The organism is Kitasatospora gansuensis, from assembly GCF_014203705.1.
Taxonomy (GTDB): domain Bacteria; phylum Actinomycetota; class Actinomycetes; order Streptomycetales; family Streptomycetaceae; genus Kitasatospora; species Kitasatospora gansuensis.
In genome coordinates this window covers 2,310,874-2,336,409 of record NZ_JACHJR010000001.1, presented here as the reverse complement: position 1 = coordinate 2,336,409, position 25,536 = coordinate 2,310,874, and the positions used below count along the sequence as shown (strand labels likewise).

At 72.4% G+C, this 25,536-nt stretch carries 19 protein-coding genes; 14 read left to right on the top strand and 5 right to left on the bottom strand.

Features of this window, described 5'->3' with window-relative positions; genetic code table 11:
• Positions 1–844: 844 nt before the first annotated feature.
• The 7 genes from F4556_RS10240 to F4556_RS10210 all read left to right on the top strand — a co-directional run bounded on the left by F4556_RS10240 (position 845) and on the right by F4556_RS10210 (position 10,214).
• The gene (locus F4556_RS10240) at positions 845–2,839 is read left to right on the top strand and encodes an amylo-alpha-1,6-glucosidase (protein WP_246511441.1); all 1,995 of its coding nucleotides are present in this window, start codon (positions 845–847) and stop codon (positions 2,837–2,839) included.
• A gap of 131 nt (positions 2,840–2,970) precedes the next feature.
• Positions 2,971–3,720: an NUDIX hydrolase gene (locus F4556_RS10235; RefSeq protein WP_184913582.1), complete on the top strand. Its 750-nt coding sequence runs from the start codon at positions 2,971–2,973 to the stop codon at positions 3,718–3,720.
• Between the two features lie 226 nt (positions 3,721–3,946).
• Positions 3,947–5,161, top strand: a complete 1,215-nt coding sequence (locus tag F4556_RS10230; RefSeq protein WP_184913581.1) for an ABC transporter ATP-binding protein — start codon at positions 3,947–3,949, stop codon at positions 5,159–5,161.
• A 2-nt stretch (positions 5,162–5,163) separates the two neighbouring features.
• Positions 5,164–5,967, top strand: a complete 804-nt coding sequence (locus F4556_RS10225; RefSeq protein ID WP_184913580.1) for a hypothetical protein — start codon at positions 5,164–5,166, stop codon at positions 5,965–5,967.
• 142 nt (positions 5,968–6,109) lie between these two features.
• Entirely contained in the window at positions 6,110–7,033 is a 924-nt protein-coding gene (locus F4556_RS10220) for a FadR/GntR family transcriptional regulator (RefSeq protein WP_313068238.1), read from the top strand.
• A gap of 478 nt (positions 7,034–7,511) precedes the next feature.
• A complete protein-coding gene (locus F4556_RS10215) occupies positions 7,512–9,113 on the top strand; it encodes an RNA polymerase sigma factor (RefSeq protein ID WP_313068237.1) in 1,602 nt (533 codons plus the stop codon).
• 234 nt (positions 9,114–9,347) lie between these two features.
• Entirely contained in the window at positions 9,348–10,214 is an 867-nt protein-coding gene (locus F4556_RS10210) for a S1 family peptidase (protein ID WP_313068236.1), read from the top strand.
• 132 nt (positions 10,215–10,346) lie between these two features.
• Here the strand turns inward: F4556_RS10210 and F4556_RS10205 are convergent, their stop codons facing one another.
• A complete protein-coding gene (locus F4556_RS10205) occupies positions 10,347–10,577 on the bottom strand; it encodes a DUF7455 domain-containing protein (RefSeq protein ID WP_184913577.1) in 231 nt (76 codons plus the stop codon).
• Between the two features lie 504 nt (positions 10,578–11,081).
• Between F4556_RS10205 and F4556_RS10200 the strand changes: the two genes are divergently transcribed.
• The 3 genes from F4556_RS10200 (at position 11,082) to F4556_RS10190 (ending at position 15,322) form a co-directional block, all read left to right on the top strand.
• Positions 11,082–13,193, top strand: a complete 2,112-nt coding sequence (locus tag F4556_RS10200) for a DNA gyrase/topoisomerase IV subunit B (RefSeq protein ID WP_184913575.1) — start codon at positions 11,082–11,084, stop codon at positions 13,191–13,193.
• 165 nt (positions 13,194–13,358) lie between these two features.
• Positions 13,359–13,724, top strand: a complete 366-nt coding sequence (locus F4556_RS10195) for a DUF485 domain-containing protein (RefSeq protein WP_313068235.1) — start codon at positions 13,359–13,361, stop codon at positions 13,722–13,724.
• A complete protein-coding gene (locus tag F4556_RS10190) occupies positions 13,721–15,322 on the top strand; it encodes a monocarboxylic acid transporter (RefSeq protein WP_184913573.1) in 1,602 nt (533 codons plus the stop codon). Before F4556_RS10195 ends, F4556_RS10190 begins: the two co-directional genes overlap by 4 nt.
• Here F4556_RS10190 and F4556_RS10185 read toward each other — a convergent pair.
• Positions 15,300–15,998: a response regulator gene (locus F4556_RS10185; RefSeq protein WP_184913572.1), complete on the bottom strand. Its 699-nt coding sequence runs from the start codon at positions 15,996–15,998 to the stop codon at positions 15,300–15,302. The genes F4556_RS10190 and F4556_RS10185 overlap by 23 nt on opposite strands.
• Positions 15,995–17,590 (bottom strand): sensor histidine kinase, encoded by a 1,596-nt coding sequence (locus F4556_RS10180; protein WP_184913571.1) that lies wholly within the window; start codon positions 17,588–17,590, stop codon positions 15,995–15,997. Before F4556_RS10180 ends, F4556_RS10185 begins: the two co-directional genes overlap by 4 nt.
• 225 nt (positions 17,591–17,815) lie before the next feature.
• Between F4556_RS10180 and F4556_RS10175 the strand changes: the two genes are divergently transcribed.
• The 4 genes from F4556_RS10175 (at position 17,816) to F4556_RS10160 (ending at position 21,813) form a co-directional block, all read left to right on the top strand.
• Entirely contained in the window at positions 17,816–18,637 is an 822-nt protein-coding gene (locus F4556_RS10175; protein ID WP_184913570.1) for an ABC transporter ATP-binding protein, read from the top strand.
• On the top strand, positions 18,627–19,484 hold the full coding sequence (locus F4556_RS10170; RefSeq protein ID WP_184913569.1) for an ABC transporter permease: 858 nt from the start codon (positions 18,627–18,629) through the stop codon (positions 19,482–19,484). The genes F4556_RS10175 and F4556_RS10170 overlap by 11 nt, the downstream gene beginning before the upstream one ends.
• 34 nt (positions 19,485–19,518) lie before the next feature.
• Entirely contained in the window at positions 19,519–20,565 is a 1,047-nt protein-coding gene (locus tag F4556_RS10165; protein ID WP_184913568.1) for an ABC transporter substrate-binding protein, read from the top strand.
• A gap of 99 nt (positions 20,566–20,664) precedes the next feature.
• Positions 20,665–21,813, top strand: coding sequence for a hypothetical protein (locus tag F4556_RS10160; protein WP_184913566.1), 1,149 nt, complete (start codon positions 20,665–20,667; stop codon positions 21,811–21,813).
• Here F4556_RS10160 and F4556_RS10155 read toward each other — a convergent pair.
• Positions 21,776–22,693, bottom strand: a complete 918-nt coding sequence (locus F4556_RS10155) for a ferredoxin family protein (RefSeq protein ID WP_184913564.1) — start codon at positions 22,691–22,693, stop codon at positions 21,776–21,778. The genes F4556_RS10160 and F4556_RS10155 overlap by 38 nt on opposite strands.
• A gap of 191 nt (positions 22,694–22,884) precedes the next feature.
• Positions 22,885–25,338, bottom strand: a complete 2,454-nt coding sequence (locus F4556_RS10150; protein ID WP_184913562.1) for a DNA gyrase/topoisomerase IV subunit A — start codon at positions 25,336–25,338, stop codon at positions 22,885–22,887.
• Positions 25,339–25,536 lie beyond the last annotated feature (198 nt).

Sequence of the window (25,536 nt, the reverse complement as noted above, 5' to 3'; positions counted from 1 at the left end):
GGTCGCGGCACTCCGGCCGCGAACGACTCGGGGGAGCCGTCGCCGACCGCCGCTGACAGCGGCTGTTCGATGCGGTGCGACAACTGGTGCGACAGGTGACCGACCTGCCGATGACAGCCGGATCGGCGTGACCTGGGGGAGGTGCGGTGCGTTCAACCTGCGGGGCATATGCGCCTTCCGATCGAACGACGCTCGACCGAACGGTGCCCGGGCGGCGAAGGCCCGGGTGGCGGGTGTCCGGATGCCGGAGCAGCGCGGCTCACAGCACGGCCGGTCCGTACATCCGGCACCGCACCACGGGCGTTGGCTCGGTGCCACGCTCCACGAGCGGTCCGACCGCCGCTCCGACCCAGCCGTACCCGCCCATGATCGACCACGAGCCCGGCCGACCGGCACCCCAGCCGTCGACCGGCCGAAGAAGGAGAGCCTGGTGACCGACCCAAGGCCGCCCCGGGGCACACCGCCCCCCACCGGGTCTGCCGCACCGTCAGGTCCCGCCGGCCCCGCCCCGCACCCCGTCCCCGCCTGGTCCGGCGCCACTTCGCCGGCCCCGGCGGCCCCGCTGGCGCCGCCCCACTCCGTCCCCCAGCCCGCTGCTCACGCTGCCGCCCACCTCGCGGCGCAGTCCGCGCCCCCGCGCCCGCCGTACGCACCTCCGGGCGTGGGCCCGGCCGCTGACGCCGCGTCGAGGGTCGGGGCCCCGCGCCCCGACCAGGGGCCCGGTGCCACCCCGCACCCCGCCCCCGTGCCCGGCGCCTCCGGCCAGCCGCCCCGCCCGCCCGTCCAGGCCCGCCCGCAGCCGGTCGCCACGCACGCCACCGTGCTGTGCGTCAGCGCCCCGGCGATGGCCGTCTCCGGGCCGGACGGCCAGTTGCGTGGCCACGGCCTGCACGGCTTCTACCGCGCGGGCGTCCGCACCTTGGCCAGGATGGAGGTCCGGCTCGGCGGGATGGAGCCGATGCCCCTTCAGGGCACCCTCACCTCGGCGGCCGAGGCCCGCTTCGTCGGTGCCGTCCGGCTGCCCGGCGATCCCGATCCGGACCCGACCCTGACGGTCGAACGGCTCCGCCACGCCAACGGCGTGGAGACCGTGACGGTACGGAACACCGGCAGCCGTCCGGCCCGCATACCGCTGGAGATCGCGCTCGGTACGGACCTCGGCCCGCTGGCCGAGATCGCCGTCGGCCAGCGGTCGGCGGATCTCCCGGGGCAGGTCCAGTCGGCCGGGCTGCGCTGGGCGGGTCCGCAGCACAGCGCCACCGTCACCTCCCGGCCCTCGCCGCACGCCGTGCTGGCCGGTGCCGGTGTCCTGCGCTGGGACTTGGAGGTGCAGCCCGGGGCCCGCTGGTCGGTCGAGCTGAGCACCGCGCTGGAGAGCGCCACCCCGGTCGGCGTCCGTCCGCCGACCGGCCGTGGCGCGGGGGTGCCGCTGCCCTGGTCCGAGCCCGAGGTCAGGTGCGACGACTCCCGGGTACGGCTGCTGGTGCCGCGTTCGCTGGATGCGCTCGGCGGCCTGCTGGTCGCCGACGCGGACCGGCCGACCGACCTCTACCCGGTCTCCGGCGCGCCCTGGCGGCTCGGTCTGACCGCCGCCGACGCCCTCTGGGCGGCCCGGCTCGTCCTGCCGCTCGGCACCCGCCTGGCGGCCGGCACGCTCCGTGCGCTGGCGCGCCGGCAGCCGACCGCAGGCCCGCAGTCCGGGGTGATCCCCGGGGTGCTGCGGCACGCCGGTCCCGAGTTGCCGCCGTCCTGCACGGCCACCGAGGCGACCCTGCTGTTCGTCACCCTGCTGGCGGAGGCCTGGCGTTGGGGCCTGCCGCGCCAGGAGGTCGCCGACCTGCTGCCCGCCGCCGAGCGGGCACTCGCCGCCCTGCGCGCCAACGTCACCGACGACCGGCCGACCGTCACTGGCGCCGACGACCGCCCGACGCCCGACGGCCCCGAGGGGCAGGTCGGCTTCGTCACCGACCTCGGCCGGTCCGCCGAGGAGCGGGCCGCCCGCCCGGTGCCGGCCCGCTGCGAGGTGCAAGCCCAGGCCCACCGGGCCGCGCTGCACGGGGCGGAGCTGCTGGAGGCGTTCGGCCGCCCCGGCGCCCAGGAGTGGCGGGACTGGGCCGCCGGTCTGCGGGATCGGTTCCGCGACCAGTTCTGGATCGACGACCTGTCAGGTGGCCGCCCCGCCGCCGCACTTGTGGCCCCGGGCCGTCCGCTGCCCGCCGTGGCCTCGTCCTTCGTGCACCTGCTGGATCTCGGCCTGGCCGGCGCCGGGGCCCAGCACGAGGGCCTGCTCGACCGGGAGCAGACCAGGATCCTGGCGCAGCGTCTGGTGGCCCCGGAGTTCGACTGCGGCTGGGGCCTGCGGACGCTCAGCGCCAAGTCGCCCCGGTTCAACCCGCTCGGCCACCGCAGCGGCGCCAGCCGGGTGCACGAGACGGTGCTCGCCATCACTGGCCTGGCCGAGGCCGGGTTCGAACGGGAGGCCCGGGTCCTGCTGGACGGCCTGTTGGACGCTGCCACCCACTTCGAGGGCCGGCTGCCCGAGATGTACGCGGGGGAGCAGCGGGTGACGGGGTGTCCGCCGGTGCCGCATCCCGCGGCCTGCCGTCCGGCGGCGCTCTCCTCGGCCGCCGTGGTCCACCTGGTGACGGCCCTGGCGGGCGTCCGGCCCGATGTCCCGGCGGGCCGGGTCACCGTCCGCCCGGCCAGCACCGCACCGCTGGGGGAGCTGGAGCTCGGCGGCCTCCGGGTGGCGGGCGAGCCGTTCTCGGTCCGGGTCAGCCGGATCGGGGTGGCCGTCGTGGAGGAGGCGTCACCGGAGCTCCAGCTCGGCGCGCGCTGAGCCCGCCGGGCGGGCCGGGCCACCGCGTTCGGCGGCAGGAAGCGGCCCAGGAGTGGCCCGTCGGGCGGGACATCTGACGAGGTCCGCCGGCGGCTGTGCTTATCGTCAGAGAGACGACTATGATCGTCGCCATGTCGCGTTATGACCCGTCGGCCTTCCCCCCGTTCGCTGTCACGGTCGACCTGGTGGTGCTGACGGTGCGGGAGCACGCGCTCTGTGCACTGCTGGTCCGACGGGGCGAGTCCCCGTTCCAGGGCTACTGGGCGCTGCCCGGTGGCTTCGTCCGCCCCGACGAGGGCCTCGCCGAGGCGGCCTCCAGAGAGCTGGCCGAGGAGACCGGTCTGCGCGCCCACTCGGCGCCCGGCCCGGGCCCGAGCGCGGTCGGCGCACACCTGGAGCAGCTGGCCACCTACGGCCACCCCCAGCGCGACCCGCGGATGCGGGTGGTCAGCGTGGCCCACCTGGTGCTGGCCCCCGACCTGCCCACCCCGCAGCCCGGCGGCGACGCCAGCAGCGCCCGCTGGGCCCCGGTCGGCGACCTGCTCGGCCCCACCCCGGTCGAGGGTGTCCCGCTCGCCTTCGACCACGGGAGGATCCTCGCCGACGGCGTGGAGCGGGCCCGCTCGAAGATCGAGTACTCCTCGCTCGCCACCGCGTTCTGCCCGCCCGAGTTCACCGTCGGCGAGCTGCGCCAGGTCTACGAGGCGGTCTGGGGCGTCGTCCTCGACCCACGGAACTTCCACCGCAAGGTCACCGGCACCCCGGGCTTCCTGCTGCCCACCGGCGGTACGACGACCCGTCAGGGCGGTCGCCCCGCCCAGCTCTTCAAGGCGGGCGGCGCCACCGTGCTCAACCCGCCGATGCTCCGCCCCGAGTCCTGACCCCAGCCCGCCCCCGACTGCCGGCCCACCCTGGCCAACCCCGGCCCGGCCCTGCCCTGCCCACTCCCGGCCCCGCCGCTGTCCCCTGTTCGGGTGAGCTGGACGGGCACGCCGTCGCAGCCGCGTCCGTAATGCCCGATTTCTCGGCCTGCTCGCCCTACTGTGCAGGCTCGGGGCCAGCGGTGCTCCGTGGCCCCGGTCGGCCGAGACATGGGAGCAGGCAGCGATGATCCAGATCACCGGACTGACCAAGGTCTACCGCCGGGGCCGCGCACCGGCACTGCTCGACCTGACCTTCGACGCCCGCCCCGGCGTGGTCACCGCCCTGCTGGGCGCGGAGGGCGCGGGCAAGACCACCGCCCTGCGGCTGATGGTCGAACTGGAACAAGGCCAGGGCATCACCCTGTTCGACGGCCGGACGTACCGCAGGCTCCGCCGCCCCGAACGGCAGGTGGGCGTGCTGCTCCCGGAGGCCGGCCCCGGCGGGGGCGGGGCCATCACGGCTGGTGTCACGGCCGGCGGCCACCCGGGCCTGAAGGCCCGCGCGCACCTGCGGATGCTGGCCGGCGCGGTCGGCGTCCCGGCCGCCCGCGCCGACGAACTGCTGGAGCAGACCAGGCTGGCGGCCGTCGCCGGGCACCGGCTGCGCTCGTTCTCACCCGGGATGCACCGCCGGCTGGCCCTGGCGGTCGCGCTGCTCGGTTCACCCGGCACCCTGCTGCTGGACGGCCCGACCGACGGCCTGTCACCGCGCAACGTCGAGTGGTTCCACTCCTTCCTACGCTCCTTCACGGTCTCCGGTGGCACCGTCCTGGTCACCACCCGCACGCCGCAGGAGGCCGCGGTACTGGCCGACCGGGTGGTCACGCTCGACCAGGGCCGCCTGGTGGCCGATCAGCCGGTCGCCGAGTTCCGCCGCACCAGGCTGCACCCCGAGGTCTCGGTCCGGGGCCCGCAGATGGCCCGGCTGGCCGATCTGCTGACCGAGCAGGGCCACCAGGTCCGGCGGGACGGCGGCGCGGGCATCGCGGTGAGCGGTCTCGGCCGCACCGAGATCGGTGAACTCGCCTACCGCCACGGCATCCTGCTGCACGAGCTGGCCGACCGGGTGGTCGAACAGCCCGTCCCGCACCCGTCGCTGCCGGCCGCCTCCGGCCGCTCCGGCCACGTCCTGCTGACCCCCGCGGAGACCCGGGGCGCCCCACAACGGCAATCGGGCCAGCCCGGACTGCCCGAGCAGTCCGACCAGTCGGGGCTGCCTGCCGAGCGTCCCGAGGAGCAGACCCTGGTCGGCCGGCTCGCCGCCACCGCCCCTGAACGGCCGGTGCGCACCGCCTCCCTGAGTGGCCCTCAGCTGTTCCGCGATGAGATCACCACCCCCAGTCCCACCCTCAGTCCCACCCCCCGGCCCGTCGCCGGGCCCGACCACCGGAGCGAGTGACCGTGCGCGTACTGGCATACGAGGTGCGGCGGTTGCGCGGCCTCCGCTCCACCTGGCTGATCCTGGCCGCCGTCCTGCTGGCCGACGCCGCCGTGGCGGCGGTGCTGGCCCGGCAGCTGCCGGTCGGCCAGCTCGGCACGGCCGCCGCGGTCCGCTGCGTGACGGCCGTCGTCCCGCTGCTGCCGCTCCCGATCGCCGCGCTCGGTGCGGGGGCGCTCGGCGCACTGTCGTACGGCCACGAGGTCCGGTACCCGGGCCTGCCGGCCGGCCGGGTCTCCTACCGCCGCCGGCTCGGGCTGCTGGTCGCCAAGCTGGCCGTGACCGGCGTGCTGGCGGTGCTGCTGGCGGCCGCCTCCGTGCTGCTGGACGCGGCGGTGCTGCGGCTGCTGCACGCGCCGGGGGCGCGGGTCGCCGCGCTGTTCGACCCGGCCTCGGCCGGATTCGCCGACGCGCTCCGCCCGTTGCTCCTCTTCGTCGGCCTGACCGCGCTCGCGGGCTGGTCCGGGCTGCTGGTCACCTCGCTGGTGCGCAGCGCCGCGGCCGGTCTGCTGATCCTGTGCGCCGTCCCGGCCCTGCTCGAACCGGTGCTGTCGCTGCTGCTCCGGCAGAGCGGTCGGGTCTGGCCGGCCCAGCTCCGTGAACTGCTGCCGTTCCAGTACGGGTTGGACCTGGTGCGGGGTGCCGATGCCCAGCAGTCGGCGGTCTCCGCGACCCTGGACGGCACGTTGCTGACGGCCGTCTCGGTGCCGGCGGTGCTGTTGCTGCTGGCCGGCCTGCTGGTCCAGGCCCGGCGCCGCGCGCTCTGACCGACCGGCGTCGCACGCGCGGATCCGCCTGCCCCGCAGCATCGGTGACGTCCTGTCACCAAGCCCGGCGACCCAGGGGCGAAATGGTGGCTTCTGGCTGATAAGAAGTCAATTATCCGGTCACGGGCGATCACCCTTTCGTGTGCTTTTCACGAGAATTCTCAAGCCGGGCCCGCCGATCGCCGACAAAGGAGCTGTGAGTACCCTTGCGCACCCCACCATGAACACGGCTCGCCCGTCCGACGCAGTCGGCCCCACCGAGCTGGACCGCTTCTCCTACGCCGAACGGCCCACGCCGCCCGCTCCCCGCTGGGAGGGCGCCGAGTCCGAGCTGCGGGTCGGCCGGAAGACCACCAGCAGCCGGGGCCGCGGCCTGCACGGCCAGCTGGTCCAGCAGCTCGGTCAGATGATCGTCTCCGGCGACCTGGGCGCCGACCGCCCGCTGGTGCCGGAGGAGATCGGCCAGCGGTTCGAGGTCTCCCGCACCGTCGTCCGCGAGTCCCTCCGGGTCCTGGAGGCCAAGGGCCTGGTCAGCGCCCGGCCGAACGTCGGGACCAGGGTCCGTCCGGTCAGCGACTGGAACCTGCTCGACCCCGACATCATCGAGTGGCGCGCCTTCGGCCCGCAGCGCGACGAGCAGCGCCGCGAGCTGTTCGAGCTGCGCTGGGCGATCGAGCCGCTGGCCGCCCGGCTGGCGGCCGGCCACGGCCGGGAGGACGTCCAGCAGCGGCTGACCGAGCTGGCCGAGCTGATGGGCATCGCCGCCACCCAGGGCGATGTGGTCGGCTACGGCCGGGCCGACCTCGAACTGCACGCGCTGATCCTGCAGATGGCCGGGAACCGGATGCTGGAGCACCTCTCCAGCATCGTCGGCTGCTCGCTCCAGGTCTCCGGCGGTCCGGCCACCTCCTGCGAGCGGCCGTCCGAGTCGGCGGTCAACCTGCACACCCGCCTGGTCGACGCGCTCGGCACCGGCGACGGCACCGCCGCCGACGCCGCCGTCCGCGCCCTGCTCACCGTGCACCCCGAGGTCGAGCACTCCGTCCCGGCCCCGCGCGAGCACTGACCGAAGAGCACTGACCGAACAACCCGGACCGAACAACCCGGACCGGAGAACCCGGGGCGAACACCGCCCGGGTGGTCGAACGAAACATCGATCACCGGCCCGAAAGGCAACGATCCGAGTACGGATACGCGTCGGTACCCAATGGCCCTTCAGCCGTCTTCACCTGCGGCTGAAGGGCCATGGCCGTCTTTCGGCCCCGATCGGGACCGTCCGGGGCCCACCGGTGTGACCGGCGCCACCAAGGCCATGCGTAACACTTGAGGAGCAGCGGCGATGTGTACGGAGCGGAAGCAACTCCGGAATACCACCACCGTGTCAGAATGCTGTGTTGGTCTGCGGCGCCGCTGCCGTCCTGCACATCCCAGTCCTCAAGCCCGAGCCGGTCGGAACCGGGCCCGCGCGGATCGCGCGTGGCCGCTCCTGTCGGCTCGGCGGCCGGTACTGGTTTCGAGTTAACTCATCGTCCGAGAGGTTGTTCGTGTCGGCCAGCACATCCCGTTCGCTCCCCCCCGAGATCGCCGAGTCCGCGGCTCTGCTGGCGCTCATCGAGCGGGGCAAGGCCCAGGGGCAGATCGCCGGTGACGACGTGCGTCAGGCTTTCGAGGCGGACCAGATCCCGGTCACCAAGTGGAAGAACGTCATGCGCAGCCTCAATCAGGTTCTGATTGAGGAGGGTGTGGACCTCATGGTCAGCGCGGCGGAGCCCACCGCCGCCAAGCGCAAGAGCGTCGCGGCCAAGAGCACTGCCAAGCGCACGGCGGCCAAGGCGGTCACCACCCGTCCGTCCGCCCCGACCAAGCCCCCGGTGCGGATCGCGCCGTCCGCGAACCCCGTCGCGGCCCCGGTCGTGGCCGAGGTCCGCGTGGTGGAGAGCCTGGAGACGGACGCCGTGACCGGCGAGGTCAAGGTCGTCACCGCCAAGAAGGCGGCCGCGCCCGCCAAGAAGGCGGTGGCCAAGAAGGCCGCCGCCCCGGCGAAGAAGACCGCCGCCAAGAAGACCACCGCCAAGTCCGGCGGCGACGAGCCCGGCCCCGAGGACGAGCTCGAGGACGACGCGCTGCCCGGCGACAAGGCTGACGCAGAGGCGGAGCCCGAGGAGGAGTCGAAGGGCTTCGTGCTCTCCGACGACGACGAGGACGACGCTCCCGCTCAGCAGGTCGCGGTCGCCGGTGCCACCGCCGACCCGGTCAAGGACTACCTGAAGCAGATCGGCAAGGTCCCGCTGCTCAACGCCGAGCAGGAGGTCGAGCTCGCCAAGCGGATCGAGGCCGGCCTGTTCGCCGAGGACAAGCTGTCCGCGGCCGACAAGCTCGCCCCGAAGCTCAAGCGCGAGCTGGAGATCATCGCCGAGGACGGCCGCCGGGCCAAGAACCACCTGCTGGAGGCCAACCTCCGCCTGGTGGTCTCGCTGGCCAAGCGCTACACCGGCCGCGGCATGCTCTTCCTGGACCTGATCCAGGAGGGCAACCTCGGTCTGATCCGCGCGGTCGAGAAGTTCGACTACACCAAGGGCTACAAGTTCTCGACCTACGCGACCTGGTGGATCCGGCAGGCCATCACCCGCGCGATGGCCGACCAGGCCCGCACCATCCGTATCCCGGTGCACATGGTCGAGGTCATCAACAAGCTGGCCCGCGTGCAGCGCCAGATGCTCCAGGACCTGGGCCGCGAGCCCACCCCGGAGGAGCTGGCCAAGGAACTCGACATGACCCCCGAGAAGGTCATCGAGGTCCAGAAGTACGGCCGCGAGCCGATCTCGCTGCACACGCCCCTCGGCGAGGACGGCGACAGCGAGTTCGGTGACCTGATCGAGGACTCCGAGGCGGTCGTCCCGGCCGACGCGGTCTCCTTCACCCTGCTCCAGGAGCAGCTGCACTCCGTCCTCGACACGCTCAGCGAGCGCGAGGCGGGCGTGGTCTCGATGCGCTTCGGCCTGACGGACGGTCAGCCGAAGACCCTGGACGAGATCGGCAAGGTCTACGGCGTGACCCGCGAGCGGATCCGCCAGATCGAGTCCAAGACCATGTCCAAGCTGCGTCACCCGTCGCGCTCGCAGGTCCTGCGCGACTACCTGGACTGATCCGAACCGGTCAGAGCATCCCCGAAGGGCCCGGAGCACACCAGCTCCGGGCCCTTCGGGCTGTTCCGGCCCGGGCCGGTCCCCGCTCTGGTCCCGGTGCGGACCCGGCCGTTCGTCAGCCCGGCCCACGCGGGGTCCCCCGTCCGGGTGTTCACGGCGCGGGCACCCGCACGGTGCGTGATCGTTCCACTACGCTGTGCCGGTTGCTGCCGCCGACCCAGCTTGGAGAATCCGGTGCCGCCCATCCTGGACGCCCGCCCGACCCCGCCGCCCGCCCGGCGCCACCGCCGGGGGGTCGCCCTGGCGCTGCTCGCCACCCTGCCGACCTCGCTGCTCGCGCTGGGTGCGGCCACACCGGCCCAGGCACAGCGCAGGATCGTCGGCGGCCAGGAGGCCAGCACCCAGCAGCTGCCCTGGATGGTGGCGCTGGCGAGCCGTCAGCAGTTCGGCAACGCCCGCTCCGGTCAGTTCTGCGGTGCCGCGCTGATCTCGCCGACCAAGGTGGTGACCGCCGCGCACTGCTTCTTCGACGAGTCCTCCGGTCACCAGGTGAAGCGGCCGGGCCTGCGGGCGATCATCGGGCGGGACGACCTGGGCGGCCGGGCCGGCCGCGAGGTCGAGGTGCGCGAGATCTGGGTGCACCCGCAGTACGACTTCTCCCGGAACCTGAACGACGTGGCGGTGCTCACCCTCGCCGACTCGCAGGGCGACCGCCCGGTGATCGAGCTGCTCGGGCAGGGCGAGAGCGAGCCGTACGCACCGGGCACCCCGGCGACGGTCTACGGCTGGGGTGACACCAGGGGCAACGGGAGTTACTCGCAGCGGCTGCGCGGGGTGCAGGTGCCGGTGGTCTCGGACGAGACCTGTGGCCGGGCGTACTCGCAGGGTGACGTCGGGGCCTACGACCCGCGCGTGATGGTCTGCGCAGGCGAGGAACAGGGCGGCAAGGACGCCTGCCAGGGCGACAGCGGCGGCCCGTTGGTGGTGCACGGCAGGCTGGCCGGGCTGGTCTCCTGGGGCACCGGCTGCGCGGACGCCAGGTACCCCGGGGTCTACACCAGGGTGGCGGCCGTCTCCGACGCGGTACGCTCCGTGCTCTGACGGACACGCTCCGACACACCGTCAGGTGACGGACGGTCGAAGACGCGCCGGAGCCGGACGGCTCGCCCTGGTGGGGGCGGCCGCCCGGCTCCGGCGGTCAGGTCTGCGCGCTCGCCTGTGCGAGCGGCGAACTCAGCGCTCGTCCTCCGAGGCGTTGGTGCTCGGCTCCGTGAGGCGGCCGCTCTCGTCGTGTATCTCGACCGCGATCTTCTTGAGCTCGGGCTCGAACTTCCGCCCGTGGTGGGCGCAGAAGAGCAGCTCTCCGCCGCTCGCGAGTACGACGCGCAGGTAGGCCTGGGCGCCGCAGCGGTCGCAGCGGTCAGCCGCGGTGAGCGGGCTCGCAGGGGTCAGAACAGTAGTCACGTCGCCTCTTCTCTAGCTCGACGAGCTGTCGTACCAGGGTCAACATCCAACCAGGCCGAAAACGTTCCCGCTCGTGGCTTTTCTTCTCTGAGGATTCTGCTGTGTTGTTGCTGAGGACGTGCCCAAGGCGCCGGCGGTTCATGCCTGCCGAATCCCAGGACTCGCCATTTGGCTCGAACTCCCGATCGGTCGGGTGTCGAGGTCCGCGTAGCATAATCCTCTGCTGGGTTGGAGCATAAGCCCCGTCCCTGACACCGGTAGCCTGCATATCGCCTGTTCCACCGCCTGCTCCCCGGGCGACGGTCCTTCAGGACCCGTGGTGGCAGGAGGAGATGGCGTTCCGGTGGCTCCGGATCCGGCGACGGCCTTGTTCGCGCAGCGCGTACAAGCTGCGCGGGCCGTCTCCGATGTGTCTCAGGCATTGGGAACACTGTGGGGTCCGGCCGGGGAAGCACCGGGCCGGAAGTCAGACGAGTCAGAACGTCATTGAGGAGTGCACACCGAGTGAGCGCCGATCCGAACGCGTCCTCCGCCCTGCTGTCCGGAGACGACGGCTCCAACTACACCGCTCGGCACCTGCTCGTCCTGGAGGGTCTCGAGGCGGTCCGCAAGCGCCCCGGCATGTACATCGGTTCCACCGACAGCCGCGGCCTGATGCACTGCCTCTGGGAGATCATCGACAACGCGGTGGACGAGGCGCTCGGCGGCCACTGCGACCGGATCGAGGTCGTGCTGTACGAGGACGGCTCGGTCGAGGTCAAGGACAACGGCCGCGGCATCCCGGTCGACGTGGAGCCGAAGACCGGGCTGTCCGGGGTCGAGGTCGTGATGACCAAGCTGCACGCCGGCGGCAAGTTCGGCGGTGGCTCGTACGCCGCCTCCGGCGGTCTGCACGGTGTCGGCGCCTCGGTGGTCAACGCGCTCTCCGCGCGGCTGGACGTCGAGGTGGACCGGAGCGGCCACGTCCACGCGATCAGCTTCCGGCGCGGCACCCCCGGCATCTTCACCGAACTCAGCCCGGACGCCCCGTTCGAGGCGGGCACCGGGGTGACCAGGAAGGGCAAGGTCGCCAAGGGGAAGACCGGTACCCGGGTCCGCTACTGGGCCGACCGGCAGATCTTCCTCAAGGAGGCCAAGCTCTCGCTGGACACCCTGCACGCCCGGGCCAGGCAGACCGCCTTCCTGGTGCCGGGGCTCACCATCATCGTGCGTGACGAGCGCCTGACGGAGAGTGAGAAGGTCCAGCAGGACACCTTCCGTTTCGACGGCGGGATCAGCGAGTTCTGCGAGTTCCTGGCGCCCGACAAGCCGGTCTGCGACGTGCTCAGGCTGCACGGCGAGGGCAGCTTCAAGGAGACCGTTCCGGTGCTGGACGAGCTCGGTCACATGACCCCGACCGAGGTCACCCGCGAGCTCGGGGTGGACATCGCCCTGCGCTGGGGCGCCGGTTACGACACCACGATGCGTTCCTTCGTGAACATCATCGCCACCCCCAAGGGCGGCACCCACGTCACCGGCTTCGAGCGTTCGCTCGCCAAGACGGTCAACGAGGCGCTGCGCGCGGGCAAGCTGCTCCGGGTCGCCGAGGACGACATCACCAAGGACGACGCGACCGAGGGCCTGACCGCGGTGGTCACCGTCCGGCTGGCCGAGCCGCAGTTCGAGGGTCAGACCAAGGAGGTGCTCGGCACCTCGGCCGCCAACCGGATCGTCGCGGCCGTGGTGGCCAAGGAGTTGAAGGCCTTCCTGACCTCGGCCAAGAAGGACGAGAAGCTCCAGGCCCGGGCCGTGCTGGAGAAGGTGGTGGCGGCCGCCCGGACCAGGGTGGCGGCCCGTCAGCACAAGGAGGCGCAGCGCCGGAAGACCGCGCTGGAGACCTCCTCGCTGCCGGCCAAGCTGGCCGACTGCCGCAGCGACGACGTCGAGCGCAGCGAACTCTTCATCGTGGAGGGCGACTCGGCGCTCGGCACCGCGAAGCTGGCCCGCAACTCCGAGTTCCAGGCGCTGCTGCCGATCCGCGGCAAGATCCTGAACGTGCAGAAGGCGTCCGTCGCCGACATGCTCAAGAACGCCGAGTGCGCCTCGATCATCCAGGTGATAGGGGCCGGTTCGGGCCGGACCTTCGACATCGACCAGGCCCGCTACGGCCGGGTCATCTTCATGGCCGACGCCGACGTCGACGGTTCGCACATCCGCTGCCTGCTGCTGACGCTGTTCCAGCGGTACATGCGCCCGATGGTCGAGCAGGGCCGGGTGTTCGCGGCCGTCCCGCCGCTGCACCGGACGGAGCTGACCAGCCCCAAGCGCGGCCAGGAGAAGTACCACTACACCTACTCCGACGCCGAACTGCGCTCCACCCTGCTGGAGTTCCAGCGCAAGGGCCAGCGCTGGAAGGAGCCGGTGCAGCGGTACAAGGGTCTCGGTGAGATGGACGCCGACCAGCTGGCCGAGACCACCATGGACCCGCGCCACCGCACCCTGCGCCGGATCAACCTGGGTGACCTGGAGCAGGCCGAGAAGGTCTTCGACCTGCTGATGGGCAACGACGTGGCGCCGCGCAAGGAGTTCATCGTCGACTCGGCGGCCACCATGGACCGTTCGCGGATCGACGCCTGACCCAGCGGTCGGCAGGTGAGCCCCCGTCAGCCGACGGGGGCTCACCTGTTTGAGTGAACGTATCTGCAAAGCCGCCCCGAACGGCTCCGCGACGGTTCCATGCTGGAGCGGTCCAGGTGACCGGAGGCTCGCCCTCCGGTGCCGATGCCCGACCGTGGAGCAGCCGTGGCCCAACAGGAGATCGCACCGCAGCAGAGCGCACCGCAGCAGGGCGCGGGCCGGGCCGAGGTGTACCGGACGGTCCAGGAGAGCGAGGCGTTCCAGCAGATCCGGCGCGGCTACCGGGGGTTCGTCTTCCCGGCCACCGCCGGCTTCCTCGGCTGGTACCTGCTCTACCTGGTGGCCCAGACCGCCGCCCCCGGCCTGATGCGGCACCAGGTGGCCGGTCCGCTGAACGTGGCCTGGGTGTTCGGCCTGCTGCAGTTCTCCTCCACCTTCGTGCTCACCTGGCTCTACGCCAGGAACGCCCGGGCCGGCCGGGACGCCGCCGCCCTGGAGCTGCGCTGGGACACCCAGGACCAGCTGCGGTGAACAGCTCCCAACACGGCCTGGCCGTGGCCCTGTTCGCCGTCATCGTGCTGGTCACCCTGGGCATCACGCTCTGGGCCGGCCGCCGGGGTCAGGCCGCCGAGGAGTTCTACACCGGCGGCCGGGAGTTCAGCCCGCTGCAGAACGGCCTGGCGCTCTCCGGCGACTACCTCTCGGCCGCCTCCTTCCTCGGCGTCACCGGCCTGATCTCGCTCTACGGCTACGACGGCGTGCTGTACAGCATCGGCTTCCTGGTCGCCTGGCTGGCGGTGCTGATGCTGGTCGCCGAACTGGTCAGGAACGCGGGCCGGTACACCCTGGCCGACGTGCTGGCGCTGCGGATGCGCCAGCGGCCGGTCCGGGCGGCGGTGGGCAGCGCCAGTGTGGTGGTCACCCTGCTCTACCTGGTCGCGCAGATGGTCGGCGCGGGCAGCCTGGTGGCCCTGCTGCTCGGTACCGGCGGCGGTTCGGCGAAGACCTGGGCGATCGTCGGGGTCGGCGCGCTGATGATCGTCTACGTCACGGTGGGCGGGATGAAGGCCACCACCTGGATCCAGATCGTCAAGGCCGTGCTGCTGGTGGCCGGTTCACTGCTGCTCACCGGGCTGGTGCTGGTCCGCTTCCACGGCGACCTGGCCGAGCTGATGCGGGCCGCCGCCCGGGGCAGCGGCGCGGGCGAGGCGTTCCTCCAGCCCGGCCTCAAGTACGGGACGGGGACGGCCAGTCGGCTGGACTTCTTCTCGCTCGGGCTGGCCCTGGTGCTCGGCACCGCCGGGCTGCCGCACATCCTGTCCCGGTTCTACACCGTGCCCACCGCCCGGGCCGCCCGCCGCTCCACGATCTGGGCGATCGGGCTGATCGGCGGCTTCTACCTGATGGCCATCGTGCTCGGTCTGGGCGCCGCCGCGCTGGTCGGCAGCGCCGCCGTCCGGGCCGCCAACCCGGCCGGGAACACGGCGGTTCCGCTGCTGGCCCAGGTGCTCGGCGGGGGAGCGGGCAGCACCGGCGGGGTGCTGCTGTTCGCGCTGATCTCGGCGATCGCCTTCGCCACCATCCTGGCGGTGGTCGCCGGGCTGACGCTGGCCTCCTCGGCCGCCTTCGCCCACGACCTGTTCGCCCGGGCCTGGCGCCGGGACGGCGAACGGCAGGTGACGGAACGTCAGGAGGTGCGGGTGGCCCGGATCGCGGCCGTGGTGATCGGCGCGCTGGCGATCGTGCTCAGCCTGTACGCCCAGCGGCTGAACGTCGCCTTCCTGGTCGGCCTGGCCTTCGCGGTGGCCGCCTCGGCCAATCTGCCGACCCTGCTCTACTCGCTGTTCTGGCGCCGGTTCACCACCCGGGGCGCGGTCTGGTCGGTGTACGGCGGGCTGGTCCCGGCCGTCCTGCTGGTGCTGTTCTCCCCGGTGGTCTCCGGCTCGCCGACGGCGGTCTTCCCTGGAGTGGACTTCCACTGGTTCCCACTGGAGAACCCGGGCCTGGTCTCCATCCCGCTCGGCTTCCTGGCCGGCTGGCTCGGCACCGTCACCTCGCGGGAGGCGGCCGACCCCGACAAGTACGCGGAGCTGGAAGTCCGTTCACTCACCGGGGCGGGAGCGGCGTAGGCAGCACGTACCTGTGCTCCGGCCGGCCGGTGTCGCCGTAGCGCAGGCTCAGCCGCAGGCGGCTGTCGCGCTCCAGCTGCTTGAGGTAGCGCTGTGCGGTGGAGCGGCTCAGCCCGGTCCGGTCGGCGACCTCCTGGGCGGAGAGTGGGCGGCCGGCCTGGCGGAGCACGCCCAGCACCAGGTCGGTGGTGGGCGCCGAGTGGCCCTTGGGCAGGGTGGTCAGCGGGGAGGCGGTGCTGCGCAGGGTGGCGTACATCCGGTCCACCTCGTCCTGGCAGGTCTCCCGGGCGGCCGGGCCGGCCAGTGCGTGCCGCAGGTCCGCGTAGCTGACCAGCTTCTCGCGCAGGCCGGCGAAGCTGAACGGTTTCACCAGGTACTGCAGGGCGCCGTGCTGCATCGCGGCGTGCACGGTGGAGACGTCCCGGGCAGCCGTCACCATCATCACGTCGCAGCTGATCCCGGCCTCGCGCATCCGGCGGACCAGGGCCAGGCCGGTCTCGTCCGGCAGGTGGTGGTCGAGCAGCACCAGGTCGACCGGGGTGCGTTCCAGCGCGGCCAGCGCCTCCCCGGCGCTGTGCGCCCGGCCGGTCACCCGGAAGCCGGGGACCTTGGCCACGTAGGCGGCGTGCACGTCGGCGACCCGGAAGTCGTCGTCCACCACGAGTACGTCGATCACGCGATCACCGCCGCGTGCAGGGCTTCGGGCAGTTCGACGCTGAAACGCGCGCCGCCGAGCGGTCCCTGATCGACCGTCACCTGACCACCAGAACGCTCCACCAGCCGTCGGACCATCGCCAGGCCCAGGCCGCGCGGGCGGTGCGCGGGGGCGGTCTTGTCGGTCCAGCCCTCCTCGAAGATCCGCTCCCGCAGCTCGGCCGGGACGCCAGGGCCGCTGTCCGCGACCTCGATCAGCAGGGCGTCGCCGCAGACGCGCAGACCGACTGAGACCACCCCGTCGGAGCGCACCCCGCCGGAGAGCACGTCCAGCGCGTTGTCGACCAGGTTGCCGAGCACGGTGACCAGCGCGCGCGGGTCGACCGCCGCGTCCGGCAGGTGGCTGTCGGCGGTGATCTCCAGCCGGACGCCGCGTTCCGCCGCGACCGCCGCCTTGCCCGCCAACAGGGCGGCCACGTGCGGGTCCTGGACCTGTTCGGCGATCCGGGCGGCGACCGCCGCGTGCGATCCCGACTGCTCGGAGATGAACTCGGCGGCCTGCCGGTGCAGGCCGAGCTCCAGCAGGCCGAGCAGGGTGTGCATCCGGTTGGCGTGCTCGTGGTCCTGGGCGCGGAGTGCCTCGGTCAGGCTCCGGGTGGTGTCCAACTCCCGCACCAGGGATTCCAGTTCGGTTCGGTCCCGGAGGGTGATCACGGCGCCGTCGTGCTCGGTGGCCATCCGGTTCACCACCAGTACCCGGTCGTCCCGGACGGCGGGCAGGTCAATGCCCTCGATCCGGCCGGTGAGCACCTCGGCCAGCCGGCCCGGCGGCAGCAGCTCGTCGATCATTCGCCCGGTGCAGTCCTCGGGCAGCGCGAGCAGCCGGACCGCCTCGTCGTTGGCCAGCCGGACCCGGCCCCGCCGGTCGAGCGCGACCATGCCCTCCCGGATGCCGTGCAGCATCGCCTCCCGCTCGACCAGCAGCGCGGAGATGTCGGCGATCGCGATGTTGTGCGTGCGCCGCTTCAGCCGCCGGGCCAGCACCAGGGTCGCCAGCAGCCCGGCCGCCAGGCCCGCGCCCGCGCAGAGCAGGATGCCCGCCACCATGCTGAGCAGCCGCCGCCGGATCGACACGTCGCTGATCCCGACCGACACCTCGCCGACGATCCGGCCGTCCGCCAGCCGGAGCGGCACCTTGCCCCGGGCCGTCCGGCCCAGCGTGCCCTGCTGGATCGCGGTCACGCTCTCCCCACGCAGCGCGGGTTCCGGGTCGGTGCTGACCCGGAAGCCGATCTTCGACGGGTCGGTGTGCGAGAGCCGGATGCCGTCCAGATCGGTGATCACCACGAAGCTGGCGCCGGTGGCCAGCCGGATCTGCTCGGCGTCGCGCTGGGCGGCCACCGCGTCCTGGCCGGCCGCGGCCAGCGCGATCGCCTCGTCGGCCGCCGTGGACTGGGCGATCGACAGCGCCCGCTGCTTGGCGTCGTGGTCCAGCTCCCGGCTCACCGGGGCCAGGAACAGGCCGGCCGTCACGGCGGTGACCCCGACCGTGACCACGGTCTGGCTCAGCAGCAGCTGGGCGAAGACCCGGCGGGGCCAGTGCGGGCGTCTCACGCGGGTCTCCTTCCTGGCGGTTCGGGTGGGATCGACACCATATGTTTCCCCGGTGTTTCTGTCAGCCCCCGCTCCGCTGTTGTAGCGGAAGCAAAAGGAGCAGAACAGTCCTCAACGCCAGGAAGTCGCAGTACGCCCGCAAGGGTGCCGCCGTGACCCGCGCCACTCCTAACCTCCGGGGCAGACACAGACCCGGCGATGGCGCCGGGACCTTCGGAGGTGGATATGAGCGGGCTGACAACCACAGCCCCGGCGATCGAGTTGACCGGTGCGACCAAGCGATTCAGGACCCCCTCGGGCACCCTGCACACCGCCGTCCGGGACCTCGATCTGACGGTGGCCCCGGGCGAGTTCGTCGCGGTGGTCGGCCCGACCGGCTGCGGCAAGTCCACCACGCTGACCCTGGTCAGCGGCCTGGAGGAGCCCACCGAGGGCGACGTCCGGGTGCACGGCGAGAACGTCGAGGGGATCAACCCGCAGGTCGGGTTCGTCTTCCAGCAGGACGCCGTCTTCCCCTGGCGGACGGTGCTCTCCAACGTGATGGCGGGCCCCCGGTTCCGCGGCGTCCCGGTGGCCGAGGCCCGCGAGCGGGCCCGCGACTGGCTGGCCCGGGTCGGCCTGGCCGCCTTCGAGGACCGCTACCCGCACCAGCTCTCCGGCGGCATGCGCAAGCGCGTCGCCCTCGCCCAGACCTTCGTCAACGACCCCAAGATCCTGCTGATGGACGAGCCCTTCTCGGCCCTGGACGTACAGACCCGGGCCCTGATGTCGGATCAGCTGCTCGAACTCTGGGCCGGCACCGGCTCGTCCGTCGTCTTCGTCACCCACGACCTGGACGAGGCGATCGCGCTGGCCGACCGGGTGGTCGTCATGACGGCGGGCCCCGCCACCGTCAAGGAGATCTTCACCGTGGACCTGCCCAGGCCGCGCACCGTGGAGGCGGTCCGGCTGGAGCCGCGCTTCGTCGAGCTCTACCGCGAGATCTGGGCCTCGCTGGGCGAAGAGGTTCGGATCACCCGTGAGAGAGGAGCGGGCAATGCCGCTTGAGACCGCCGTCGCCGTACCGCCCGTCGTCACCCGCACCGCCGCCCGCGAACGGGCCGCCCGGAACCGGAAGTTCACCGTGTACGGCGCCCGGGCGGGCGTCCTGGTCGCCTTCCTCGGCCTCTGGGAACTGTCCGCCCGGAGCGGGATCATCGACCCGTTCAACTTCTCCCAGCCGTCGAAGATCTGGGCGCAGATCTGGCAGTGGATCACCCACGGCACCGCGCAGGGCTCGCTCGGCGAGCAGATCGGCTACACCCTCTACGAGGCCCTCACCGGCTGGGTGATCGGTGTCACCTGCGGCGTCCTGCTGGGCATCGCGCTCGGCCGGATCCGGTTCCTGGCCGACGTGTTCGGCCCGTACATCAAGGTCCTGAACGCCATCCCGCGGATCGTGCTGGCGCCGATCTTCCTGATCTGGTTCGGCCTCGGCCCGGCCTCCAAGGTCGCCTCGGCGGTGGTGCTGGTCTTCTTCCCGGTCTTCTTCAACGCCTTCCAGGGAGCGCGCGAGGTGGACCGGAACCTGATCGCCAACGCCCGCATCCTCGGCGCCGACAATCGTCGGCTCACCCTCCAGGTGGTCATCCCCGCCGCCACCACCTGGATCTTCACCAGCCTGCACGTCAGCTTCGGCTTCGCCCTGATCGGCGCCATCGTCGGCGAGTACATCGGCGCCACCAAGGGCCTCGGCCTGCTGGTCGCGGCTGCCCAGGGCACCTTCAACGCCGCCGGTGTGTACGCCGCGATGACCATCCTCGCGGTGGTCGCCCTGCTCACCGAGGGCCTGCTCACCTTCGCCGAGAAACGGCTCTTCCGCTGGAAGCCGGCCGACTCCGGCGACGGCCGCTGAACCGCTGACCCTCCGTCAAGAAAGGCGCCCACCCATGCGCAGAATGCTCGCCGCCGCGGCCGCCGCCGCGCTGCTCCTCCCCCTCACCGCCTGTGCCAACGACGCCGCCTCCTCCACCCACGCCGAGGCCGGGCAGACCGTGGACGGCCCCAAGGTCAAGATCATGGTCGGCGGCCTGGACAAGGTCATCTACCTGCCCGCGATGCTCACCCAGCGGCTCGGCCACTTCGCCCAGGCCGGCGTCAACGTCGAGCTGATGAGCGAACCGGCCGGCGTCAACGCCACCACCGCGCTGCTCGCCGGGGACGTCCAGGGCGCCGTCGGCTTCTACGACCACACCATCGACCTTCAGGCCAAGGGCAAGAACGTCGAGTCGGTGGTCCAGTTCTCGCAGGCCCCCGGCGAGGTCGAGGTGGTCTCCGCCAAGCAGGCCGACGCGATCAAGACCGGCGCGGACTTCAAAGGCAAGAAGCTCGGCGTCACCAGCATCGGCTCCTCCACCGACTTCCTCACCAAGTACCTCGCCGTCAAGAACGGCGTCGCGGTCAGCGAGTTCAGCCCGATCGCGGTCGGCGCCGGACAGACCTTCATCGCCGCCATGCAACAGGGCAGCATCGACGCCGGCATGACCACCGACCCGACGGTGGCCACCATCCTGGCCAAGAACATCGGCACGGTGCTCTACGACATGCGCACCCCCGAGGGCTCCAAGGCCGCGCTCGGCGGGCTCTACCCCTCCTCCTCGCTCTACATGAACACCGACTGGGTCGAGAAGAACAAGGACACCGCCCAGAAGCTGGCGAACGCCTTCGTGAAGACCCTCAAGTGGATGTCCACCCACACCCCCGCCGAGATCGCCGCCCAGATGCCGGCCGACTACGCGCAGGGCGGCGCCGAACAGTACGCCGAGGCGATCAAGGCCACCCTGCCGATGTTCACCACCGACGGCGTGATGCCTCCCGAGGGCCCGAAGACCGTCCTGGCCGTGCTCGGCGCCTTCCACCCCGACGTCAAGGGCAAGGAAGCCTCGATCGACCTCTCGAGGACCTACACCACCGAGTTCGTCGCCAAGGCGGGCTGACCCCCGCTCAGTCCCGCCTGAGACCCACTCAGTCCTGCCTGACACCCGCTCAGCCCCCGGTGCCGATCCGCTCGGCGCCGGGGGCTATCGTCCCTCCGCATGACCGTCACCGCCGCCCTGATCGGCACCTCCGTGGCCGCCTCCGTGCTCGCCGGGCTGACGCTCGGCCCCCGGCTGCTGCGCCGCCCGGCCCCACCCATCGTGGGCCGGACGGTCGCTCCGGAGGCGCTGCTGATCGGGGTGACCGGCCTGGTCTACCTCAACCAACTGCTCTGCGCCGCCTACCTGCTGCGCGTGCACGGCGGCGACACCTGGTTCGTCACCCGCTACCTGCCGCCCGGCTGGTTCGCCCAGCCCGACGGCAACCCACTGGTCCGCCTGGTCGCCGACCACCTGCCCGCCCCGACGCTGTTCGGGCCCACCGTGCTCCGGGTGCAGGCCTTCCTGGAGTTGCCGTTCGTGCTGCTCGCGTACGGGACGGTGCTGCGCCGGCTCAGCCCCGCGCTCTACCGGACGGTGCTCGGCTCCCGGCCACTGGTGTGGTCGGCCGCGCTCTCGTACACCGTGGTCTTCGGTGTGGTCGAGTGGGGCCTGTACAACCCGTGGACCACCCAGGACCTGGCGATCCGCACCGTCTCGGCCCTGCTCACCGCACCGCTGCTGACCACCCTCGCCCGGCGCGAACCCGGCGCCGACCGGGAGCCCGGGGCGGCCGGACTGCTGCTCTTCGCCGCCTCGCTCTGGGCGCTCGGGCAGCTGGTCATGGTGGTCTACGACACCGCGCTGCTCTACAACCTCGGCCATCTGGGCGGCCGTTGGCTCGATCTGCTGCTCGCCCTGCTGGTGCTGGCGGTCACCGCTCGGTGGCGGCCGGGCCTCGCCGGGAGCCGGAGCGTGGCCGCGCTGGACGCCGTCCTGCGCCGCTCGCTGGTGCTCTTCCTGGTGCCCGCGCTGGCGATCCGCTACGGCGTCACCTTCGACACCCCGCTGCTCGCGGCGGGCGGCGCCCTGCTGGTCGGCGCGGTCGCGCTGTGGCACCGGCCGGTCCGGGACGCGCTGCTCCCGCTCGTCCTGGGTGGAGCGGCCGGACTGGCGGCGGCCTACCTGGCGGTGCGACTGATCACCGACGTCTACTACGAGAGCGCCCTGCTGCGGGCGATGGCCGCCGCGCTCGTGGTGATGACGCTGGCCTGCGCCCTGGCCGACCGGCTCAGATCCGATCAGCCGTCAGTTCGCGCAGTGAGCTGACGTCCATTCGGGCCGGGGTGGCCGGGCTCTTGCCACAGCTCTCCGCCCGGGGCGGCTCGCTGACCCCCTGCACCACCTCGGCCAGCCACCGGCGGCCGTCGGAGTGCCGGACCGTCACCGACCAGGCGGCCCCGGCGGTCTCCTGCTGAGTGAGGGTCAGCGCGTCGGCGTCCAACTCCCCGGTCAGCACCCGGACGGCCTGCTCGGCGGCCTGGCCCGGCCGGTCCCAGTACGAGCGGCCACGCGACCACTCCGTCACGGTGTGCCCGGCGGCGGTCGCCGCCAGCACCTCCTTGGCCCCCGTCGGCGTCAGCCGCCCGTACGCGTACCCGAACGGCAGCACCAGCATGGTGGGCGAGAACCGGTGCCCGCCCAGGTGGGTGGCCTCCCACACCTCGGCATGCCCGGCCGCCGCCAGCTCGGCCGCCAACGGCCGACCCAGCAGCGCACAGCAGCGGTCCCGCCGGCCGTTGGTGCACACCAGCGCCAGCGGGTCGCCCCGGTGCTCGGTACCCAGACCGCCGTGCACGCCCGCCCCCAGCGCGGCGAAGTCCAGCGCCAGCAGCTCGGCCGGATCGGTCACCTGGGTGCGCCGCACCCAGGAAGCGCCCGGCGCCGTGTGCGCCACGATCACCTCGTGCCGGGCGGTCGGCAGACAGTCCGCATGCCGCCCCGGCCGCCGGATCAGCGCGACCCGCACCCCCGTACCCGCCGACGCGGCGTCCAGCGCCCGCCCCACCCCGGCATCCAGGTGGCTCTCGGTCAGCGCCTTCGCGCCCCACGGCCCGGCCTGCTCCACCAGCAGCCAGGTCGCCGCCGTCGCGGCAGTGGCAGCCAGCGGCTCGGTCAGTTCGCGCGACAACGTTGCACAGGTGCTCACGCAGGCAAGGCTACCCTCGGGCGCCATTCGCAGGCGCTTCAGCATCTACGGTCAGGGGCTCGGGGAACTGCGACGCCGACCTCGTAAAAGGTGATCCGTCCGTGCGTGGTCAGGCACTTTGCATTTTGACCCGCACGCCAGATCTCGTCGCCGTTCCCCGAGCCCCTGACCGTAGATGGTTTCTCCGTTGCCTACGAGGCCGGCCCCGCCACCACCGCGATCGTGCCCGTCACCGGAGTGCCGGAGCCGTCCCGGCGAGGGTCACGCTCCGGCAAGGAGACCGGAGCGCCCGCCGCCGTGGCCGCCCGGGCCGGAGCCGGGCCCGCCCAGGCGAAGGCCAGCGCGTCCTCACCCCGCAGGAAGCGCTGGCAGCGCACCCCGCCCGTGGCCCGCCCCTTCCGCGGGTACTGCTCGAACGGCGTGACCTTCCAGCTGGTGTGCTCACCACCCGTCAGCGTCGCCGAGGCCGCCGCGACCGAGACCACCACCGCGTCCACCGCCGGGTCCACCGCCGTGAACGAGAGCACCCGCGCGCCGTCCGCCAGCTTCACGCCCGCCATACCGCCCGCCGGGCGGCCCTGCGGACGGACCTGACCCGCCGGGTAGCGCAGCAACTGCGCGTCCGAGGTGATGAAGACCAAGTCCTCCTCACCCGTCCGCAGTTCGACCGCACCGATCACGGCGTCGCCCTCCTTGAGGGCGATCACCTCGAACTCGTCCTTGTTGGCGGGCCACTCCGGCACCACCCGCTTCACCACACCCTGCACCGTGCCCAGCGCCAGCCCCGGCGAGGACTCGTCCAGCGTGGTCAGCCCGATCACCCGCTCACCGTCCTCCAGCCGGAGGAACTCGCTGACCTGCGCCCCGCCCGCCAACGACAGCGTCGGCGACGGCGGCAGCGCGGGCAGGTCGATCACCGGCAGCCGCAGCGCCCGCCCGGCCGAGGTGACCACACCCACGTCACCCCGGGCGGTGGCCGACACCGCCGACACCACCACGTCGTGCTTGGCCCGCGAATCCGACGGCTCCACCGGCTCGCCGTCCGCCAGCCGGGCCAGCAGGCCGGTCGAGGAGAGCAGCACCCGGCACGGGTCGTCCGCGACCTCCAGCGGCACCGACAGGGTGGCGGCCGGCACCGCGCCGGCCTCCAGCAGCACCGTCCGCCGCTCGGTGCCGAACTGCTTGGACACCGCCCCGAGTTCGTTCGACACCACGCTGCGCAGCTTGTTGTCCGACTCCAGGATCTCGGTCAGGTCCGCGATCTCCGAGAGCAGCTTGGCCTGCTCCGCCTCCAGCTCCACCCGGTCGAACCGGGTGAGCCGGCGCAGCGGGGTGTCCAGGATGTACGTGGTCTGGGTCTCCGACAGGGAGAAACGCTCCATCAGGCGCTCCTTGGCCTGCGTCGCGTTCTCGCTCGACCGGATGATCGCGATCACCTCGTCGATGTCGACCAGCGCGACCAGCAGACCCTCGACCAGGTGCAGCCGCTCCTGGCGCTTGCGCCGCCGGAAGTCGCTGCGCCGCCGGACCACCGTGAAGCGGTGGTCGACGTAGACCTCGAGCAGCTCCTTCAGACCCAGCGTCAGCGGCTGGCCGTCGACCAGCGCCACGTTGTTGATGCCGAAGGTCTCCTCCATCGGCGTCAGCTTGTAGAGCTGCTCGAGCAGGGCCTCCGGCACGAAGCCGTTCTTCACCTCGATCACCAGGCGCAGACCGTGCGCACGGTCCGTCAGGTCCTTGACGTCGGCGATGCCCTGGAGCTTCTTCGACCCGACCAGGTCCTTGATCTTGGCGATCACCTTCTCCGGACCGACCGTGAACGGCAGCTCGGTGACCACGATGCCCTTGCGGCGCGCCGTCACCGCCTCGATCGAGACCGTCGCCCGGATCTTGAAGGTGCCTCGGCCCGACTCGTACGCGTCCCGGATGCCGGACAGGCCGACGATCCGGCCGCCGGTCGGCAGGTCGGGACCCGGCACGAACCGCATCAGGGTGTCGAGATCCGCCGTCGGATGCTTGATCAGATGCCGGGCGGCGGCCACCACCTCGGCCAGGTTGTGCGGCGGCATGTTGGTCGCCATCCCGACCGCGATGCCCGAGGCGCCGTTCACCAGCAGGTTCGGGAAGGCGGCGGGGAGCACGGTGGGCTCCTGCTCGCTGCCGTCGTAGTTCGGCCCGAAATCGACGGTGTCCTCGTGGATCGACTCCACCAGCGCCATCGAGGCCGAGGTCAGCCGCGCCTCGGTGTACCGCATCGCGGCCGGCGGGTCGTCGTTGCCGAGCGAACCGAAGTTCCCGTGACCGTCGATCAGCGGCAGCCGCATCGAGAACGACTGTGCCATCCGGACCACGGAGTCGTAGATCGAGGCGTCACCGTGCGGGTGCAGACGGCCCATCACCTCACCGACCACGCGGGCGCACTTCACGTGCGCGCGCTCGGGGCGCAGGCCCATCTCGTTGGCTTGGTACAGGATGCGCCGGTGCACCGGCTTGAGGCCGTCCCGGGCATCGGGCAGAGCACGGGAGTAGATGACCGAGTAGGCGTACTCCAGGAAGGAGCCCTGCATCTCGTCCACCACGTCCACGTCGAGGATGCGCTCCTCGAAGTCTCCGGGCGGCGGGGTGGGCGAACTGCGGCGGGCCATCGCGGCGGGGCTCCCTTGCGTCTCTGACGGTACTTCGGTAACTGTCCGGGGGGCTGCTGGGGTACGGCGCCCCCCATTGTGGACCCTCGCACCGACAGCCTCGGTCAACCCCCTCCCCCCGAGGACCTGTCGAGCCCACTTCCGCCCGTGGCGAACGCCCTGCTGGCGCGGGCACATCCAAGCGCCTCACGCGTTGCA